The 17,888-nt window shown below is 36.1% G+C and carries 19 protein-coding genes; 13 read left to right on the top strand and 6 right to left on the bottom strand.

Annotated features, from left to right (window positions below):
• Window positions 1-49 precede the first annotated feature (49 nt).
• The gene (locus MHH66_RS24635) at window positions 50-1,039 is read right to left on the bottom strand and encodes an NAD(P)/FAD-dependent oxidoreductase (RefSeq protein WP_012261913.1); all 990 of its coding nucleotides are present in this window, start codon (window positions 1,037-1,039) and stop codon (window positions 50-52) included.
• A 464-nt stretch (window positions 1,040-1,503) separates the two neighbouring features.
• Between MHH66_RS24635 and MHH66_RS24630 the strand changes: the two genes are divergently transcribed.
• The 9 genes from MHH66_RS24630 to pepA all read left to right on the top strand — a co-directional run bounded on the left by MHH66_RS24630 (window position 1,504) and on the right by pepA (window position 9,234).
• The gene (locus MHH66_RS24630; protein WP_002067919.1) at window positions 1,504-2,712 is read left to right on the top strand and encodes an NAD(P)/FAD-dependent oxidoreductase; all 1,209 of its coding nucleotides are present in this window, start codon (window positions 1,504-1,506) and stop codon (window positions 2,710-2,712) included.
• Window positions 2,713-2,832: 120 nt separating this feature from the next.
• Window positions 2,833-3,339 carry an NUDIX hydrolase gene (locus MHH66_RS24625; protein ID WP_078185132.1) on the top strand — a complete coding sequence of 169 codons (507 nt, stop codon included), beginning with the start codon at window positions 2,833-2,835 and terminating at the stop codon, window positions 3,337-3,339.
• Window positions 3,336-3,653, top strand: coding sequence for a YuiB family protein (locus MHH66_RS24620; RefSeq protein ID WP_002089308.1), 318 nt, complete (start codon window positions 3,336-3,338; stop codon window positions 3,651-3,653). The genes MHH66_RS24625 and MHH66_RS24620 overlap by 4 nt, the downstream gene beginning before the upstream one ends.
• Window positions 3,654-3,739: 86 nt before the next feature.
• Window positions 3,740-4,360, top strand: a complete 621-nt coding sequence (locus MHH66_RS24615; RefSeq protein ID WP_078185144.1) for a 3D domain-containing protein — start codon at window positions 3,740-3,742, stop codon at window positions 4,358-4,360.
• A 196-nt stretch (window positions 4,361-4,556) separates the two neighbouring features.
• Entirely contained in the window at window positions 4,557-5,444 is an 888-nt protein-coding gene (locus tag MHH66_RS24610; RefSeq protein ID WP_002198979.1) for a decaprenyl-phosphate phosphoribosyltransferase, read from the top strand.
• An 86-nt stretch (window positions 5,445-5,530) separates the two neighbouring features.
• Window positions 5,531-5,875: an EamA family transporter gene (locus MHH66_RS24605; protein ID WP_002112598.1), complete on the top strand. Its 345-nt coding sequence runs from the start codon at window positions 5,531-5,533 to the stop codon at window positions 5,873-5,875.
• Window positions 5,876-5,886: 11 nt separating this feature from the next.
• Window positions 5,887-6,309 (top strand): divergent PAP2 family protein, encoded by a 423-nt coding sequence (locus tag MHH66_RS24600; RefSeq protein ID WP_078185133.1) that lies wholly within the window; start codon window positions 5,887-5,889, stop codon window positions 6,307-6,309.
• Window positions 6,310-6,324: 15 nt separating this feature from the next.
• A complete protein-coding gene (locus MHH66_RS24595) occupies window positions 6,325-7,578 on the top strand; it encodes a DUF6080 domain-containing protein (protein WP_078185134.1) in 1,254 nt (417 codons plus the stop codon).
• Window positions 7,579-7,749: 171 nt separating this feature from the next.
• Entirely contained in the window at window positions 7,750-9,234 is a 1,485-nt protein-coding gene (pepA, locus tag MHH66_RS24590; protein WP_078185135.1) for a cytosol aminopeptidase, read from the top strand.
• Window positions 9,235-9,402: 168 nt separating this feature from the next.
• Here pepA and cdaS read toward each other — a convergent pair whose 3' ends face one another.
• Window positions 9,403-10,008: a sporulation-specific diadenylate cyclase CdaS gene (gene cdaS / locus MHH66_RS24585; RefSeq protein ID WP_078185136.1), complete on the bottom strand. Its 606-nt coding sequence runs from the start codon at window positions 10,006-10,008 to the stop codon at window positions 9,403-9,405.
• A gap of 143 nt (window positions 10,009-10,151) precedes the next feature.
• On the opposite strand from cdaS, the gene MHH66_RS24580 reads away from it, so the two are divergent.
• Window positions 10,152-11,876, top strand: coding sequence for a phospho-sugar mutase (locus tag MHH66_RS24580; protein WP_078185137.1), 1,725 nt, complete (start codon window positions 10,152-10,154; stop codon window positions 11,874-11,876).
• Window positions 11,877-12,028: 152 nt separating this feature from the next.
• Window positions 12,029-12,916 (top strand): UTP--glucose-1-phosphate uridylyltransferase GalU, encoded by an 888-nt coding sequence (gene galU, locus MHH66_RS24575; RefSeq protein ID WP_002015869.1) that lies wholly within the window; start codon window positions 12,029-12,031, stop codon window positions 12,914-12,916.
• A 45-nt stretch (window positions 12,917-12,961) separates the two neighbouring features.
• Here galU and MHH66_RS24570 read toward each other — a convergent pair whose 3' ends face one another.
• On the bottom strand, window positions 12,962-13,555 hold the full coding sequence (locus tag MHH66_RS24570) for a biotin transporter BioY (RefSeq protein ID WP_078185138.1): 594 nt from the start codon (window positions 13,553-13,555) through the stop codon (window positions 12,962-12,964).
• Window positions 13,556-13,605: 50 nt separating this feature from the next.
• Window positions 13,606-14,349, bottom strand: coding sequence for a DUF3298 and DUF4163 domain-containing protein (locus MHH66_RS24565; RefSeq protein ID WP_002129698.1), 744 nt, complete (start codon window positions 14,347-14,349; stop codon window positions 13,606-13,608).
• A gap of 96 nt (window positions 14,350-14,445) precedes the next feature.
• On the opposite strand from MHH66_RS24565, the gene MHH66_RS24560 reads away from it, so the two are divergent.
• On the top strand, window positions 14,446-14,829 hold the full coding sequence (locus MHH66_RS24560; protein WP_002034550.1) for a hotdog fold thioesterase: 384 nt from the start codon (window positions 14,446-14,448) through the stop codon (window positions 14,827-14,829).
• A 36-nt stretch (window positions 14,830-14,865) separates the two neighbouring features.
• On the opposite strand, the gene MHH66_RS24555 is transcribed toward MHH66_RS24560, so the two are convergent.
• Together MHH66_RS24555 and MHH66_RS24550 are read right to left on the bottom strand one after the other, a co-directional pair.
• On the bottom strand, window positions 14,866-16,242 hold the full coding sequence (locus MHH66_RS24555) for a glycine--tRNA ligase (protein ID WP_002015863.1): 1,377 nt from the start codon (window positions 16,240-16,242) through the stop codon (window positions 14,866-14,868).
• A gap of 345 nt (window positions 16,243-16,587) precedes the next feature.
• Complete coding sequence (locus MHH66_RS24550) at window positions 16,588-17,301, bottom strand: DNA alkylation repair protein (RefSeq protein ID WP_078185139.1); 714 nt, start codon at window positions 17,299-17,301, stop codon at window positions 16,588-16,590.
• Between the two features lie 118 nt (window positions 17,302-17,419).
• Here MHH66_RS24550 and MHH66_RS24545 point away from each other — a divergent pair, with 118 nt between their 5' ends.
• On the top strand, window positions 17,420-17,887 hold the full coding sequence (locus MHH66_RS24545; protein ID WP_002034556.1) for a hypothetical protein: 468 nt from the start codon (window positions 17,420-17,422) through the stop codon (window positions 17,885-17,887).
• Window position 17,888: the final 1 nt, after the last annotated feature.

Raw genomic sequence — 17,888 nt, 5'->3', positions numbered from 1 at the left:
ATAACAAAAGAACTCCTTTCATGTAAAAGGAGCTCTTTTCATTTCTATATTAAAACATGCTTGAGCTATGCATTGGTTGAAGTTTTGCGTTTGGATCGAAGTAAGCTTTGGCATTGTTTACTGCTGTCGGTGCTTCACCAAAGCCGCAAGCAATGAGTTTTACTTTTCCTTCATATGTACAAATGTCACCAGCAGCGTAAATGCCAGGAATATTTGTTTCCATTTTTGAGTTCACGAGGATGCTGTTCTTTTGAATATCTAAGCCCCAATTTTTAATTGGACCAAGTGAAGAAACGAAGCCGTAGTTTACGATTACGTCATCAACATCGATGATAATTTTTTCTTCTGTTTTTACGTGCTGAAGAACAACTTGTTCAATAGTATCATCACCGATAAGTTCAACTGGAACGTAAGGTGTGCTTACTTCTGCACGGGAATTCATTAAGCTTTCTACGCTATGTTCATGTGCACGGAATTTATCGCGGCGATGAGCAATTGTAACTTTGTCCGCAATCGGTTCTAACATCATTGTCCAATCTACTGCTGAGTCACCACCGCCGAATACAACGACGCGTCTTCCAGCAAATTTATTCATATCATCAACGAAATAATGTAAGTTTTTCTTTTCATATTTTGCTGTGCCTTCTAATTCTAAGCGGCGTGGCTGGAACGCACCATTACCAGCAGTAATAATGACAGATTTAGAGTAGTGAGTTTGTTTATTTGTAACAAGCTTAAATATACCGTCAGCTTGTTTTTCAAGAGTATCAACAGCTTCTTCTAAGCAAACGGTTGGATCGAACTTTTTCATTTGTTCTTTTAAGTTATCAACTAACTCTTGTGCGCGCACTTTTGGGAATCCAGCTACATCATAAATATATTTTTCGGGATATAGCGCGGATAATTGCCCTCCAAGTTGAGGTAAGCTTTCGATAATTTTTACACTTGCTTGTCTCATTCCGCCATAAAATGCGGTGAATAGTCCTGTTGGGCCACCACCAATAATCGTTATGTCGTAAACTTTTTGATTTTCTGTCATTTTCATTCCCCCTATAGATGATGGAATTTTAATATTGATTTCATATATTGTTCATATGTACATGAAAATCCTGCAAATGATGACACTTTCAAATAAATGATAGCATATTTCAGTTAATAATACTTCTGAAAACGACTGAATAATAAGTAAGTTTGCGCATAGATGTTTTAGAATTGTATAAAATATAGCGAAAGGAAAATACATGAAAAAAAGGCTGAAAAACCCTTGAAAACGCTATGTTATTTTAAAATATTGATAATTCTCTAGGTGCTTGAATTATGGAATGAAACCGACTAATATAGGGAAGTATTATGTTAAATTTCTATGACAAATTTCGTACGATTTTTTGACTGCGTTTTGTTATGATATAGAATGTGATAAATTCCACATTCTTGACAAATAGAGTTTTTAGTACTTGGTATTATTTTTTATTACTATTATATAAAGAAAAGGGTTGTGATTTAGTGAAGACTCCAAAAATCGTAGTTTTAGGTGCAGGTTATGGCGGGATGATTACGACTGTTCGTCTGCAAAAAACATTATCTGTAAGTGAAGCTGAAATTACGTTAGTAAACAACAACAGCTATCACTACCAAGCAACTTGGTTACATGAGAGTGCAGCTGGTACATTACAAGATGATAAAATCTGTCTAGATATTCAAGACGTTATCGATACAAATAAAGTGAACTTTGTACAAGATACAGTAGTAGAGATTAAAGCTGCTGAAAAACGTATTATCTTAAAAGATGGTGAATTAGAGTATGATTACTTAGTAATCGGTCTTGGTTTCGAATCAGAAACGTTCGGAATTAAAGGATTAAAAGAGCATGCATTCTCAATCACTAACATTAATGCAACTCGTCAAATTCGTGAGCATATGGAAGAAAAATTCGCTCAATATGCGACTGAAAAACGTGATGAGTTAGTAACAATCGTTGTTGGTGGCGCTGGATTTACGGGTATCGAGTACGTAGGTGAGCTTGCAAACCGTATTCCTGAACTTTGCAAAGAGTACGATGTTCCACGTGAAAAAGCACGTATCATCTGTGTAGAAGCTGCTCCAACAGCACTTCCTGGTTTCGATCCAGCATTAGTAGAGTACGCTGTAAAACAACTTGAGAAAAAAGGTGTAGAATTCCGCATCGGTACAGCAATTAAGGAAGCAACTGAAGAAGGTATTATCGTTGCCAACGGTGATGATGCTGAACTTCTTAAATCTGAAACTGTAGTTTGGGCTGCAGGTGTTCGTGGTAATGGTATTGTGGAAGAGTCTGGATTTGAAGCAATGCGCGGACGTATTAAAGTGGATGAGTACATGCACGCTCCAGGTCATGAAGATGTATTCATGGTTGGTGATGCAGCGTTAATCATCAACGAAGAGATTAACCGTCCATACCCACCAACAGCACAGATTGCAATTCAAGAAGGTTATAATATTGCACACAATTTAACTGTGTTAGTTCGCGGCAAAGGTGAAATGAAAAAGTTCGCATTTGATAATAAAGGATCTGTATGTTCATTAGGTCATGACGATGCAATGGGCGTTGTTATGGGTAAAAAGTTAACAGGTTGGAAAGCTTCATTCATGAAGAAAGTAATCGACAACCGTTACTTATTCTTACTAGGCGGACCTTTATTAGTTCTTAAAAAAGGTAAATTGAAGTTCTTTTAATATATAGTAGAAAAAGCAGAAACGGCTATGAGCTGTTTCTGCTTTTTTCGTATTGAAAATATAGTATAATATATAAAAAAGAAAGAATATTCTGTTCGTTTTGATGGAGGAGGTTATATCATGGGGAAGCGAGGGAAAGTGTGGTTAGCGGTCAGTGGCTTAGTAGCTACAGAAGATGGGAGATGGCTATTCGTTAAGAAAAAATACGGTGGATTGAAAGGGCAATGGTCTTTACCTGCTGGTTTTGTTAATGAAGGCGAGACTGTTGATGAAGCTGTGAAACGTGAAATTTTGGAAGAGACAGGCATTGTTGCTCATGTAAAGGGGATTGTTGGTATTCGCTCAGGTGTTATTCATAATGAAATTAGTGATAATATGATTATTTTTCTTCTAGAGCCAGAGGGAGAAGACGTTATCGTACAGGAGAAAGAATTGTCGGAAGTAGCTTTTTTACATCCGGAAAATATTGCAGATGATCAAAATACTTCTGTACTCATCAAATATTTATTAGAAGGAAGAGCAGAGTCGCATTTTGAAATGGACAAAACATTAAATCCAGGAGAGCAATTTGGTTATACGGCTTATCATGTGTTTACGGCGTATGCGAAGGAGAGGGAGAAGAAGTGAGTATACCGGTACTACTTATTTCAATGATGTTGTTCTTTATTTTATTTTTTGGAATTGGATTTTTACTCAACATGATTTTGCGAGCTACGTGGGTAATGGTTATTGTATATCCGATTATTTGTATGCTTATTATTAATAAAGCGAGTGTATGGGACTATTTTTCAAAGCCAAAAGAAACATTTTCTTCATTTGGGACAAGTGTATCGCATTTAGGACACGCAGATGTGTTTATTCTATCTACTGGATTAGTAGGCGCTGCTTTAGCAGGAATTATAATTAAAAAACTTCGGAAAAGTGGATATCAAATGTTTTAATCTCCAATCAATTTGGAGATTATTTTTTTGCATATTCCTTCATCGTATAGGGAATGATTAACGATGAAGGAGTGTGGAATATAAAAATGTTAAAACGATATTGTATTCGCATTATGATGACTTGTTTACTTGCATTCGCATTATGCGTAACATGGCAGGCTTTCACAGGAGTTTCTTTATTAGAGATTATAAAATCATATGAAGGAACAAGTGTAAAAGAAGTACATGCAGCAGAAATTGAGAAAAAAGTTGCTCCGAGTAAAGAAGTGATAAATGCTTTAGAGCAGGCAAATGACTGGTCTAAATATCGTGTTATAGAAATGACTGCAACTGGTTATACATCAGGTATAGAGTCGACTGGAAAGAGGCCGGGGCATCCAGAGTATGGCATTACATATTCAGGTGTTAAAGCAAAAAGGGATTTATATTCCACAATCGCTGCCGATTTACGCGTATTCCCGCTTGGGACAATTCTATTCGTGCCAGGTTACGGATATGGTGTTGTAGCTGATAAGGGCGGTGCTATAAAAGGAAATCGTCTCGATTTATATTATGATACGGTGAAAGATGTTTATAGCCAATGGGGTAAGAAAAAAGTAAATGTGTATATAGTGAAAATAGGAAATGGCAAGTTTTCGGAAGAAGAGTTAACGATGTTAAATCAAGACGAAACGATGCAAGTGTTTCGCGGACAATATTTAAAATAGAATATATAATCGATAGGGCTTCCTCCTGTATTTTTGAGAAATATTAATATAGAGGAGAGCCCTTTATTATCGGTATTTAATAGCTGATTTTCAATGTTAAGTTTATATGTTATAATCTTTCCTGTACTAGAAGGAAATAACAATTGAATGGGGAGGGATGGAAGAGAGTGAAAGAAATAGAAGCTCTCTTATTATTATGAGAGAAGGAACTTTATCTCAACAGAATATAGTTGTATTGTTTTTTAAACAGTTACGCCCGAAGCAATGGACTAAAAACTTGCTTGTATTTGCAGCGCTAGTCTTTTCTATAAAACAAGTATCTTTAACTATGGTGGCACAAGCTACAATTTGTTTTGCGCTATTTTGTGCGATATCTGGTTGTGTGTATATTTTAAATGATTTTATGGATATTGAGGCGGATCGACAACACCCTGTTAAACGATACCGACCGATGGCATCAGGTGCATTAAATCCGTATTTTGCTATTACGGCAGGTTGTGTGATTTTAGTAGCATCTTTAGTAGTTTCATATGTATTAAACCCATTATTGTGTTTAGTGTTAGCTGTATATTTCACTTTAAATGTAGCGTATTCAATTCGTCTAAAGCATGTTGTAATAATTGATATTTTAATTATTGCATCTGGATTTGTTTTACGAGCATTGGCCGGGGGATTAGTCATTCAAGTGCCATTTACACCATGGTTTTTATTATGCACATTATTACTGTCACTATTCTTGGCTATTAATAAAAGAAGACATGAATTAGTGTTGTTACAGGCTAATAAAGGTTCTCATAGAAAAGTATTAGAAAGTTACTCTCCTGCTTTATTAGATCAATTAAGTACAATTGTTACATCAGCAACAATCGTTACTTATGCTATTTTTACTTTTAATGCAGGGAAAAGTATCTATTTAATGTGGACAATCCCATTTGTAATTTACGGGATCTTTCGTTATTTATATTTGGTTCACATGGAAGATAAAGGTGGAGAACCTGATAAAGTTTTATTAGAGGATCAGCATATTTTAATAACGGTGTTGTTATACGCGATAACAGTTATTATTATACTATTGAACTTTTAATTACTCTATTCGGGTTTGTTAAAACGTTTAAGAAGAGTGTCTTAAACGTTTTTTATTTGGAATAAAAACAGTTAAGGAGTATAGAGATGCAACAATTTTTAATGATTATCTTATCAGTTGGTATGGGAGTTGTAGGACAAATTTTATTAAAGTTTGGTGCAATGAAATCGCAAAGTTCAGCGGCTTTAGGTATTATGAATTTTGTTAATTTACCAAACTTTTTTGGATTAGCTTTTTACGGTTTAAGTGCATTATTATGGATGATTGTACTGAGAAAGGTTGATCTAAGTTATGCATATCCAATGGTGAGCTTCGGATATGTATTTGTTATTATTGCGTCAGCACTATTGTTTGGTGAAACTATCAATTTCATGAAAATTGCTGGAATGGTATGTATAGTGGTTGGAATTCTATTTATCGCAAAATCATAGGAGGTAAAGCAATGGGAACATATTTATATTGTGTACTTCCATTTATAGCTTGGGTGGCTTCGGGAGTATTGAAATTTTTGGTGAATTATCTTCGTTCTGGAAAAGATGCTTTTCGTTTAGTTGGGAACGGTGGATTTCCTAGTACACATACGACGATTTTATCAAGTATGGTTATGACAATAGGGTTTCATGAAGGCTTTAATACACCGATGTTTGGGATTGGGATGGCAATTTTAACGATTGTTATCATTGATGCCACAGGACTTCGACGTACGGTTGGTAAACATGCAAAAATGTTGAATAAACATATTAGTTCGGAAGAAGAGAAATTAAGAGAGCGCCAAGGACATCATTGGCATGAGATTTTTGGTGGACTTGTTTTAGGGGCAGTTATTGGGTATGTAGCACATTTAGTTATGGTATTTTTACCTTAGAAAGGAGAAGAAGTATTGAATATTTGGAATGGTTATAAAGGAAAGGGAATATTAGCCCTTGTCCTTTTCGTTTTTTACTGGGCATTTTACTTTTTTATTGGCTGGAAAATGGATACTCACTCTAAGCTTTTTATTGAAGCGTGGGTGGTTGATACCTATTTTTCTTTTGATCAAGGATATTATATTATCTCCTTTTTCCTTGAAAAAGTAGATATAACAGCGGTGACCTGGTTCCGACATCCATTCCTTTATTATTTTATTCAAGGGTTTATGGGGATATTGGAGACAGTGAAAGTAGGGAATATTATACATGGTATTATATTCATTCAAGCGTTCTTAAGCGCGCTCAGTGTAGTGATGATTTATACATTATGCTGTAAAATTTGTAAGAATACGCTTGTTTCTTTTTTACTAGCGGTCATGTATGGATTTTCAGCTACTATGTTAGTTATTACGTGGACACCAGAATCTTTTAGCTATGCAAATTTCACATTAGTACTTATGTGCTTTGTATGCTATCCATTTATTACAGGGAAAAAAGAAGCGAAAATAGGATTTAGTATTGCGAATGTATTGTTGGCAATAGGAATAACAGGGGTTACATTAACCAATTCGTTTATCTGGTTTTTAGGTAGTGTGATGAGTTATAAGAAACTGCAGAAAAAAATTATTTGGACTGGTATTTCGATTGTTATTGTCGTGGTCCTGTTTGTATTAGTAATGAACGCAAATAATGTAGTTCTTATCGAAGCAGTAAAGGCTAGTATGGGCTTTGCTGCGCAAGAACAGAATTTTTCACCAGAATACGTTAAGCCATCAGGTATATTAATATTTCATCTATTATTAGGATCTTCATTCATCTTTGGACCATTCTCGGAGGTTACTTTAAGACAAGGTGAGCAATTTGCGCAATTAAATATGCTCCCATCGCATACTATGACTGGTTGGATTGTGATTGTATCTGTGTATGCTCTTATATTGGTAGTTGTATGGAAAAACTTTATAAAAGAACCTTTCGTAAGATTTTTAAGTTTATGTTTATTATTTAATATCGTTTTACACGGAATTATTGGTTTTGGGTCATCTGAAGCATTTATATATGGTGCACATATGCTGTTTACAATACCGCTATTATTGGCATATGGTTTTAAAGTGATGAGACGTGTAAAAGTAGTTGCTTTATGTTTAATATTAATATTAATAATTATAAATAATTTTGAAAGTATGCTATATTTTTATCATTTTGCAGTCTCGAACTATTCTTTATAATAAAATGTATTTTTAATAAAAGGGTACTTTAGATAGGGTTTCTAAAGTGCCCTTTTTACTATTTTTAAAAAATAGTATTCATAAAATTAAATACAAAACAGAAGTCCGAATTATCGCATTTTAGAAAAAATATAGTTATAATGAAAATAGAGAAATTTAGGGGGTCTGAACATGTTTCGAGTACAAAAAGAATTAGTAAGTCATGAAGCGGTAATTGTTGCCTTATTTGAAGAAGATAAAAAGAGTAGCTTTGTACAAGAACTGGATAAAGCGTTTGAAGGACAATTACAAGTTTTATTAGAAGAAAAAGAACTTTCAACTAAGAAGAAAGCCATTTCAAAAGTACATAGCTTAGGAAAAACAAATGTTAAACGTTATTATTTTGTTGGTTTAGGTAAGAAAGAGTCATATACAACGGAAACGTTACGTGCTGCTCTTGGTAAGACGTTTAAAGCGTTACAAGCAGCAAAAGTACAAGATGCAGCAATCTTACTTGATTCTTTCGTGACAGATAAATTAGATGCGATTGATGTAGCTCATATTGCGGCAGAAGTACAAGGTCTTGGTACATATGAATTACAAACGTATAAAGCAGATAAAAAGGATCGTGTAGAATTAGAGAAGTTTACGGCTATTACAGCAGAAGATACACAAGAAATTGAAGCAGCATTAACGGTAGGATACGTACATGGACGTGCAACGAATTCAGCTCGTACGCTTGTAAATATGCCGCCAAACGTATTAACAGCGACAAAGCTTGCTGAGTGTGCAGTTGAATTAGCAGAAAAATACGATATGGATTATAAGGTTCTTGAGAAAGAAGAGATGGAAGAGCTTGGTATGGGTGCATTACTTGCAGTAAACCAAGGATCTACTGAACCGCCAAAAATGATCGCTCTTATTTATAAAGGAAAAGAAGAGTGGAAAGATGTAATTGGATTTGTTGGAAAAGGGATTACATATGATACAGGCGGTTATTCTTTAAAACCACGTGAAGGCATGGTTGGTATGAAAGGTGATATGGGCGGAGCTGCAGCTGTTCTTGGCGCGATGGAGATCATCGGTGAACTTCGCCCCGAGCAAAATGTAATTGCTGTTATTCCATCAACTGACAACGTTGTAAGTGGTACAGCATTTAAGCCAGATGATGTTATTACATCTATGAGCGGAAAAACAATTGAAGTATTAAATACAGATGCAGAAGGTCGCCTAGCGCTAGCTGACGGTATTACGTATGCGAAGAAACTTGGCGCAAATTACTTAGTTGATGTTGCAACATTAACAGGCGGTGTAATTGTTGCACTTGGAAATCATACAACAGGCGCGATGACAAATAATGAAGAATTGTTTGAACAAGTGTTAGAGGCTTCTATGGAAACGGATGAGCCAATTTGGCAATTGCCGATTTTTGAACGTGATAAAGAACGTGTCAAAAACAGTAAATTTGCTGATTTAAATAACTCACCAGGCCGTGAAGGACATGCGGTTATGGCTGGGGCATTCCTTGGTGAATTTGCAGAAGAAACACCATGGGTACACTTAGACATCGCTGGAACATCTGAAACATCAGGAGCACATGATTTAGGACCATCTGGAGCAACAGGTGCAATGGTGCGTACACTTGCAACACTTGTTGAGCGTTTCGGAGAAGAATAATTTTTGAAGAAAAGGCTGTCTCAAATTTTTGGGATAGCCTTTTCTTATTGATATGGTATGACTATTGTCAGTTTTTGTCGGTAAGTCGATATATTTGGAGTTACGGTTGATATAATTTTATTTACTATTTTACCGTTTCAAAAAGTGCTACATAGTGAAAGATTCGTCCTATAAAGAAATCGTATATAACGTCCCGCCTAAAGCGAATGAAGTACGCCCTGTTTCCTCAGAGACAACTAATATAAGTGCATCAATTTTCTCGGATAAGCCAATTGCAGCCCTATGACGTGTTCCTAGCTCAGGATTGATTTCCAGGCTTTTTGTTAATGGAAGAATATTAGCTGCTGAGACAATATGATTATTTTTAATGAGAACGGCTCCGTCATGAAGAGGGTTCCCTGGATAAAAAATCGATTCAAGTAGTGGCGCGGTTAAGTGTGCGTTTAATGTCGTTCCAGTTTGAATGAAAGAATCAAGAGCGTCACTTCGTTCCACAATAATAAGAGCACCGTGTTTTCGAGCGCTTAAATGTTGGACAGCTGTAGTGATGAAATGTGAACTTTCCGTATAAGGTGATAAATATGCTTGAATATAATATGTAGCTGCTAACGTCTGTACATTTGTTAACATATGATGAATATCTTCCATTTTACATAAAATACATTCATCTTCTTTATCGATTGCATGCTTCATGTTTGATAATTCTTTTTCAGCAATTTCAATCATCTGCTTTGTTTTTATTTTGAGCTCTTCTGACAAGCCCCATTCTTGCATAATCCTCATTCCCTTTGGTGGAGTATTTAACCATAGTGTATACAAATATTTATAGTAAAATCCTGCTAGATTTTAAAAAATATTGAGATTCAGGTTGTTTTTTTCATATAATGAAGGTACGACAGGCGAGAGGAGATGGAAGTATGAATTGGAAACAAGAATTTAGTCGCTGGCTTTCATATGCAGAATTAGACGCAGAATTAAAAGAACAGCTAGAAAACATGAAGCAAGATGAGAAGAAAATCGAGGATAGCTTTTATAAAAATCTAGAGTTCGGCACAGGTGGTATGCGTGGTGAACTTGGTGCTGGTACGAACCGTTTAAATGTATATACAGTTCGTAAAGCAACAAAAGGATTAGCTATGTTTATTGAAAAATTAGGTGAAGAAGCGAAAAAACGCGGTGTTGTTGTCGCGTATGATTCTCGTCATAAATCACCTGAATTCGCAATGGAAGTAGCTGCTACTCTTGGTGCACACGGTATTACAACATATGTATTTGAAAGCTTACGTCCAACACCAGTGCTTTCTTTCGCAGTTCGTCATTTACATACAGCAAGTGGAATCGTTCTTACGGCAAGCCATAATCCGCCCGAATATAACGGTTATAAAGTATATGGTGAAGATGGTGGCCAGTTGCCTCCAAAGGAAGCTGATGAGTTAATTAGCTACGTAAATGCAGTAGAGAATGAATTAACAGTTGAAGTTGCTGATGTTGAGCAATTAAAAGCTGACGGTTTATTACATATAATTGGACAAGAAGTAGATGATGCGTATGCAGCAGAATTGAACAATGTCATTATTAATAAAGAGATGGTGAAAGAAGTAGGAAAAGATTTAAAAATCGTCTTTACACCATTGCATGGAACATCAAATATTTCGGTACGCCGTGGTTTAGAAGAAGTTGGATTTACAGATGTAACTGTTGTAAAAGAGCAAGAGTTACCAGATCCAAACTTCTCTACAGTAAAATCACCAAACCCAGAAGAGCACGCAGCGTTTGAGTATGCAATTCGCAACGGTGAAAAAGTAGGCGCAGATGTGCTAATCGCAACAGATCCTGATGCAGACCGTCTAGGTATAGCGGTTCGCAATCACGATGGTGAGTTCCAAGTGTTAACTGGTAACCAAACAGGTGCGTTAATGCTTGATTACTTATTATCACAAAAGAAGGAAAACGGAACGCTTCCAGAAAACGGTGTTGTTTTAAAAACAATCGTAACGTCTGAAATTGGCCGTACAATCGCAAAAGCATACGGTTTAGATACAGTTGATACGTTAACTGGATTTAAATTTATCGGTGAAAAAATTAAACAGTATGAAGAAAGCGGACAATATGAATTCCAATTCGGTTATGAGGAAAGCTACGGTTATTTAATCCGTCCATTCTGCCGTGATAAAGATGCGGTTCAATCCGTCCTATTTGCATGTGAAGTAGCTGCATACTACAAATCACAAGGTAAAACGTTATACGAGGGTCTGTTAGAAGTATTTAAGAAGTACGGTTTCTTCCGTGAAGACCTTGTATCGTTAACGTTAAAAGGAAAAGATGGTGCCGAACAGATTCAAAAGATGATGGCAACATTCCGCGGGAATCCTCCGAAAGAAGTAGCTGGTTTAACAGTCGCTGCAGTTGAGGATTATAAAGAAAGCATCATTACAACGTTACAAGATGGAAATAAGGAAGAGATTCACTTACCGAAATCAAATGTGTTAAAATATCAATTAGAAGATGGTTCTTGGTTCTGCTTACGTCCATCTGGAACAGAGCCGAAAATTAAATTCTACTTTGGTGTACAAGATGATTCCTTACAAAATAGTGAACAAAAGTTACTTACTATTAAAGAAGATATTATGAATCGTTTATAATAGAATAGAGTGCTACTGATAGGAAAAGAGGAGAACGGAGAACGGCCTCCTCTTTTCTTGTAGTTTTGTTTGATGTAGAGGATTATTACGAGCGAGTGTTAGAAATTAACACTTTACTAAGAGAATTAGAATGAAAAGCGAGGGTATTTGTCATGAAAAAAGTGAGAAAAGCAATTATCCCGGCAGCGGGATTAGGAACACGCTTTTTACCAGCAACGAAAGCAATGCCAAAAGAAATGCTTCCAATTGTAGATAAACCAACAATTCAATACATCGTAGAAGAAGCAGTAAAATCAGGCATCGAAGATATTATTATCGTTACTGGTAAAGGAAAGCGCTCTATCGAAGATCATTTTGATAACGCATTTGAATTAGAGCAAAACTTATTAGAGAAGAAAAAGTATGAGTTACTTGAAAAAGTACAAGCTTCTTCTAAAATGGTAGATATCCATTACATTCGACAAAAAGAACCAAAAGGATTAGGACATGCTGTTTGGTGCGCACGTAAATTCATTGGTGATGAGCCGTTTGCAGTATTATTAGGCGATGATATCGTTCAAGCTGAAAAACCATGTTTACGTCAATTAATGGACGAGTATGACAAAACACTTTCTTCTGTTATTGGTGTACAAACTGTTCCTGAAGCAGAAACACATCGCTACGGAATTATTGATCCGTTAGAGCAAGAGGGACGTCGTTATCAAGTTCGTAAATTCGTTGAAAAACCAGCGCAAGGTACTGCGCCTTCAAACTTAGCGATTATGGGACGTTACATTTTAACTCCTGAAATCTTTATGTTCTTGGAACAGCAACAAGTTGGAGCGGGTGGCGAAATTCAGTTAACTGATGCAATTCAAAGCTTAAATGAAATTCAACGTGTATTTGCATATGATTTTGAAGGAAAGCGTTATGACGTTGGTGAAAAATTAGGATTCGTTCAAACGACAATTGAAATGGCATTGCAGCACCCAGAATTACGTGATGATATGCTAGTAATGATGAAGAAAGTTTTAGACGAGCAAATGAAGCAAGAGTCTTAACATAATAAACAAGGAGCTGTTCCTATAGGAACAGCTCCTTGTTTATTATGAAATCGTCGAATGAGAATGCTGATAAGCGGAACGACGTACAGCATAGTATATGCGAGGTGCGATAATAGCGCCGATAATTGTAAACGCAATATCCTTTACTGCGAACCACATCATAATCATCCAGGCAGCTTTATAACTCATATTACCACCCATGAAAATATTGACTGCCCCGTACATATAAGTAGTACCGATAATATACGTTAAAATGATTCCGACGAAAGAAGCAATTGCAAAGGTGCTGAATGTTGGTCGTTCTTTTTGTTCTACTAGTTTTCCTGATACGTAAGCAACGATAATAAATGCGATAATAAAACCACCAGTAGGATCTAAAAGTGCTCCAAATCCAGCTTTGAAGTTAGCGAAGATTGGCGCACCTGCTACTCCAACAAGCATGTAAACAGTCATTGATAATGCCCCAAGTCTACTCCCAAGAAGAAGACCTGCTAAAATTGCGAAAAATGGTTGCATAGATAATGGAATGCCCGCTATTTGTAAGAATGGTGCCCACGATACAATATTTGCACCAATAGCCATAAGAGCGACGAACATGGCAGCTAATGCTAAATCTAAAACATGAAGCTTCTTCATAATGTTAACCTCCAGTTGTGTTTAGGTTAACATTATCGTAGCGAAAATATTTACTTGTTGTCAATCAAAATATTTTGATAAGAAGGCTTTAAATAGTCTCTAAGCAATGTGTATGGAATACGAAACTGCGGAATTCCGCTTGAATAAGGAGCAATTTCATATAAAGAGAAATAAATTACAAGATTATCCGGTTCTAAAAAGTAGTGAAATTTTTTAGTGCTCGTTACTTTTTCGACTGCATCAGGAAAATAAATGCTTTCATTTTGTTTAATTTGTCTTACAATCTCTGTGCGAATTATTTCTTTATATTTATCCTCTTGTTGAAATAAATCGTCTAAGTGTAATAATTTTTTTTCGTTTAAATCAAATGTATTTGCCTTCCACGTATACAGTCCGTGCGCTCCGCCTGTATATTGATAGTAATTCACATATAGGCTGAGGAAAGGTGGTTTGTTTAAAGCTACTTTATAGTCAACATTTGCAACGTATGGATGAAAAGGTGTGCTAGATCCTTCTGTTTCCTCATAATATTTCTTCGCTTCTTTTTCTAATTTACTTTTAAATTTAGTAGTAGAGTTTTTGTAATAGGAATTCAGCTTATTTTGAAATTTTGAATCAGAAAAGTTGTGAAAGGAAGGCCTATTAATTTGATATTCTATATAAGGTTTCTTACCTTTTTGCGTTACAGTCTTAACATTGATTGTCAGGTTGGATGCTTTGGCTGCTATTGCACAATTTGGTACAATAGTCAGCAAGGAGAACATAAGCAATAGTATACAAAATTTCTGTTTCATTTAGGTGAAACCTCCTTATATAAGTGTTATAGGTAGTTTGAAATTAAACAGGTAAAATTATACATTTGATCTAAAGTGAGAGAGGTTGAAAACGATATGTCAAAAACTTTAATGGATTCGCTTGGAATTGAGTTGTTAGAAATGACAGAGGATAAAGTAGTTGCTACAATGCCTGTTGATGAACGCACGCATCAGCCGTTTGGATTTTTACACGGTGGTGCATCTGTTGCATTAGCAGAAACTGTGGCAAGTGTTGGCTCATACAATTTAATTGATCAAGAAAAATGTATTTGTTTCGGATTAGAAATTAATGCAAATCATATTCGCTCAAAGCAAGATGGAATTGTAACAGCAATTGGAACACCGATACATAGAGGACAATCGACAATGGTTTGGGATATTCGCATCATTGATGAAAATGATGAGTTACTATGTATATCAAGATGTACAGTAGCAATTAAAGAAAAACGTGAAAAGTAAAAAGAGGCGGCTCAATAGAGCGCCTCTTTTTTATAATTAGAACTGGATTTTTTTCTCTAAGAAACCTTTTAGTTCGCTAATTGGCATACGAACTTGTTCCATTGTGTCACGGTCACGTACTGTAACAGCTTTGTCTTCAACAGAGTCGAAGTCGTATGTGATACAGAATGGAGTACCGATTTCGTCTTGACGACGGTAACGTTTACCGATAGAACCAGTTTCATCAAAGTCTACCATGAAGTCTTTAGCTAGTTCTGCGAATACTTCAGTAGCACCTTCAGATAGCTTTTTAGATAATGGTAAGATAGCTGCTTTATATGGTGCTAAAGCAGGGTGGAAACGAAGAACTGTACGAGAATCGTTTTCTAATTGCTCTTCTTCATATGCATCACATAAGAATGCTAATGTTACACGGTCTGCACCTAGAGATGGCTCGATGCAGTAAGGCACGTAACGCTCATTCGTTTGTGGATCGATATAGTTAAAGTCTTCGTTAGAGTGTTCCATATGACGTTTTAAATCGAAGTCTGTACGAGATGCAACGCCCCATAGTTCGCCCCAACCGAATGGGAATCTGAATTCAATATCAGTTGTTGCGTTACTGTAATGAGATAACTCGTCTTCACCGTGGTCACGAAGACGCATGCTTTCTTCAGTCATACCAAGTGAAAGTAACCAGTTTTTACAAGTTTCACGCCAGAATGCGAACCACTCTAAATCTTCACCAGGCTTACAGAAGAATTCAAGTTCCATTTGTTCGAATTCACGTGTACGGAATGTGAAGTTACCAGGTGTGATTTCGTTACGGAAACTTTTACCGATTTGGCCGATACCAAATGGAAGTTTCTTACGCATAGAGCGTTGTACGTTTTTAAAGTTTACGAAAATACCTTGTGCTGTTTCAGGACGAAGGAAGATTTCGTTTGTGCTAGACTCTGTAACACCTTGGAATGTTTTGAACATTAAGTTGAACTGACGGATTTCCGTGAATTCTTGGCTACCGCAATCTGGGCATTTTACTTCATGTTCTTTCATTAAGTCAGCCATTTGGTCGAAAGTAAGACCGTCAACGACCATTTCGATACCTTTTGCGTCTAATGCATCTTCAATTAATTTGTCAGCACGGTGACGAGCTTTACATTTTTTACAGTCGATCATTGGATCATTAAAGTTACCAACGTGACCAGAAGCGATCCAAGTTTTTGGGTTCATTAAAATAGCAGCATCTAAACCAACGTTGTGTGGAGATTCTTGAATGAATTTTTTCCACCAAGCTTTTTTGACGTTATTTTTTAATTCGATTCCAAGTGGACCGTAATCCCATGTGTTTGCAAGACCACCGTAAATTTCAGAACCAGGGAAAACGAAACCGCGATGTTTCGCTAAGTTTACAACTTGTTCCATTGAATACATAATAAAATCCTCCTTTTGAAAGTTAACGTATTTGCGATGACGTGATGGGTACTTTGGAAACGAGCAATATATGCTTTAAAAAACATAAAAAAACGCTCATCCCAAGGCTTAATCGCCTAGGGACGAGCGTTTGCCCGCGGTTCCACCCTAGTTGATACACAAAATGTGCATCCACTTTATCACGTATTGCTCGAGACTGCCGTTTCCTCGCAGCTTCAGGCTTTCACTATCCCTGAATCGCTTTTTATGCAAGTACTTATAAGTCCGTCATCGCTACTTATATTAATAATAATGAACATATTTTAACACGTTCTTTTTTAAATCTCAATAGAGGAACGTGCCCATCTAGGATAGAGTTTCGCCTATTTTTTCGTTATTTATTCCATAATTTTGCTTAATGTGCTTAATTGCTTCGCGTTTACTTAATGGAGCGAGTTCGTTGTTTTGAACGTATTCCCATACTACATCTGGTTTTGTTTTTGCATATTCGCGAAGGACCCAGCCGATTGCTTTTTGAATGAAAAATTCTTTTGAGGAATGTAGTTGTCCGATAATCCAGAAAAGGAGTTCTTCATCCATTTTTTGTTTATATTTTAGCTGGAATAAAATAGCGGCACGTTGTAACCATATGTTTTCTGATGCAATCCATTTTGGAATATATGCAGAAATTAATTCTGGATGTTTTAAAAAGATAGCACCTAAAAATGTAGGGATGATGCTATCAACAGAATCCCACCAAGATTTTGTGACAATAAGTTCTTCTAAAAATGGGATGTGAGTTTCGTTTATGTGTTTTTTATATTTTTGCATGATATCGAGTGCGGCAGCTTGAAATTCACGTTCTGGTAGGTCCCAAAGTTCACGCACGATAATTTGGAAGTCCTTTTTATCTGGGAGAGTATGTATTTGAATTACGTCTTTCAATAACTGTCTTCTCTCAGGAGTTTGAATACCGAGAAACGGGAAGTGATTTTTCATATAACGTGCCATCGGTTCTGCTTTTTCGGGATTTTGATGAGCTGTAAAATGCTCTTGTAATGCCTTTACAAATGGATGCATAGGTATGTGCTCCTCTCTCATTATCTTTCTCTTCTTATTATACAAAGAGTTTGGTTAAATTTTAAAACATAACTTGCACTGTAATGAAATATGTTGAGAAGAGAGAGGAGAGGATAAGATGGAAGATCAAGGCGTACTAGCAGGTTTCTTTGCTCTTAGTTTTGCGTTTATGCTTGTTATAATAATTTGGGCAATTATTTCGTATTTGTTAACGGCTTTTGCACTTTATACGATGGCAAAAAATGATGGTGCAACTGATGGTGTTCTTGCTTTTATTCCGTTTATAAATAGTAAGATATGGGGTGATTTAGCGAAAGATAAATTACCAGATTTCTTGAAAGAAGAAGCAGGGTGGAAAGTATTTGGCATATATGTTGGATGCTTCATCTTTAATTTCGTACCAATTCTATATATATTAGCAACAGCTGTATCACTTGTACTGTCTATTTATCTTATCTATGCTATTTTGGATAGATACGGAACGAATTCCATACTATTTACGATCATTCATACAATCACATTTTCGGTTTTCTTGCCGATTCATTTGTTCATTATTCGGAATGAGCCGGTGAGGTATAACGAGTAGG

The sequence above is a fragment of the Bacillus sp. FSL H8-0492 genome (assembly GCF_038006145.1).
Lineage (GTDB): Bacteria > Bacillota > Bacilli > Bacillales > Bacillaceae_G > Bacillus_A > Bacillus_A mycoides.
Note: the sequence above shows the minus strand (reverse complement) of the source record. Positions and strands in the feature narration are given on the sequence as shown.

Excerpts from the sequence above, each read along its gene's own strand:
- MHH66_RS24565 (WP_002129698.1), bottom strand. The coding sequence starts at position 14,349 with ATGAAACAGAAATTTTGTATACTATTGCTTATGTTCTCCTTGCTGACT.
- galU (WP_002015869.1), top strand. The coding sequence starts at position 12,029 with ATGAAAAAAGTGAGAAAAGCAATTATCCCGGCAGCGGGATTAGGAACA.
- MHH66_RS24635 (WP_012261913.1), bottom strand. The coding sequence starts at position 1,039 with ATGACAGAAAATCAAAAAGTTTACGACATAACGATTATTGGTGGTGGC.
- pepA (WP_078185135.1), top strand. The coding sequence starts at position 7,750 with ATGTTTCGAGTACAAAAAGAATTAGTAAGTCATGAAGCGGTAATTGTT.
- MHH66_RS24570 (WP_078185138.1), bottom strand. The coding sequence starts at position 13,555 with ATGAAGAAGCTTCATGTTTTAGATTTAGCATTAGCTGCCATGTTCGTC.
- MHH66_RS24545 (WP_002034556.1), top strand. The coding sequence starts at position 17,420 with ATGGAAGATCAAGGCGTACTAGCAGGTTTCTTTGCTCTTAGTTTTGCG.
- MHH66_RS24605 (WP_002112598.1), top strand. The coding sequence starts at position 5,531 with ATGCAACAATTTTTAATGATTATCTTATCAGTTGGTATGGGAGTTGTA.
- MHH66_RS24560 (WP_002034550.1), top strand. The coding sequence starts at position 14,446 with ATGTCAAAAACTTTAATGGATTCGCTTGGAATTGAGTTGTTAGAAATG.
- cdaS (WP_078185136.1), bottom strand. The coding sequence starts at position 10,008 with ATGCAAGAATGGGGCTTGTCAGAAGAGCTCAAAATAAAAACAAAGCAG.
- MHH66_RS24615 (WP_078185144.1), top strand. The coding sequence starts at position 3,740 with ATGTTAAAACGATATTGTATTCGCATTATGATGACTTGTTTACTTGCA.
- MHH66_RS24610 (WP_002198979.1), top strand. The coding sequence starts at position 4,557 with ATGAGAGAAGGAACTTTATCTCAACAGAATATAGTTGTATTGTTTTTT.
- MHH66_RS24550 (WP_078185139.1), bottom strand. The coding sequence starts at position 17,301 with ATGCATCCATTTGTAAAGGCATTACAAGAGCATTTTACAGCTCATCAA.
- MHH66_RS24580 (WP_078185137.1), top strand. The coding sequence starts at position 10,152 with ATGAATTGGAAACAAGAATTTAGTCGCTGGCTTTCATATGCAGAATTA.
- MHH66_RS24600 (WP_078185133.1), top strand. The coding sequence starts at position 5,887 with ATGGGAACATATTTATATTGTGTACTTCCATTTATAGCTTGGGTGGCT.
- MHH66_RS24625 (WP_078185132.1), top strand. The coding sequence starts at position 2,833 with ATGGGGAAGCGAGGGAAAGTGTGGTTAGCGGTCAGTGGCTTAGTAGCT.
- MHH66_RS24555 (WP_002015863.1), bottom strand. The coding sequence starts at position 16,242 with ATGTATTCAATGGAACAAGTTGTAAACTTAGCGAAACATCGCGGTTTC.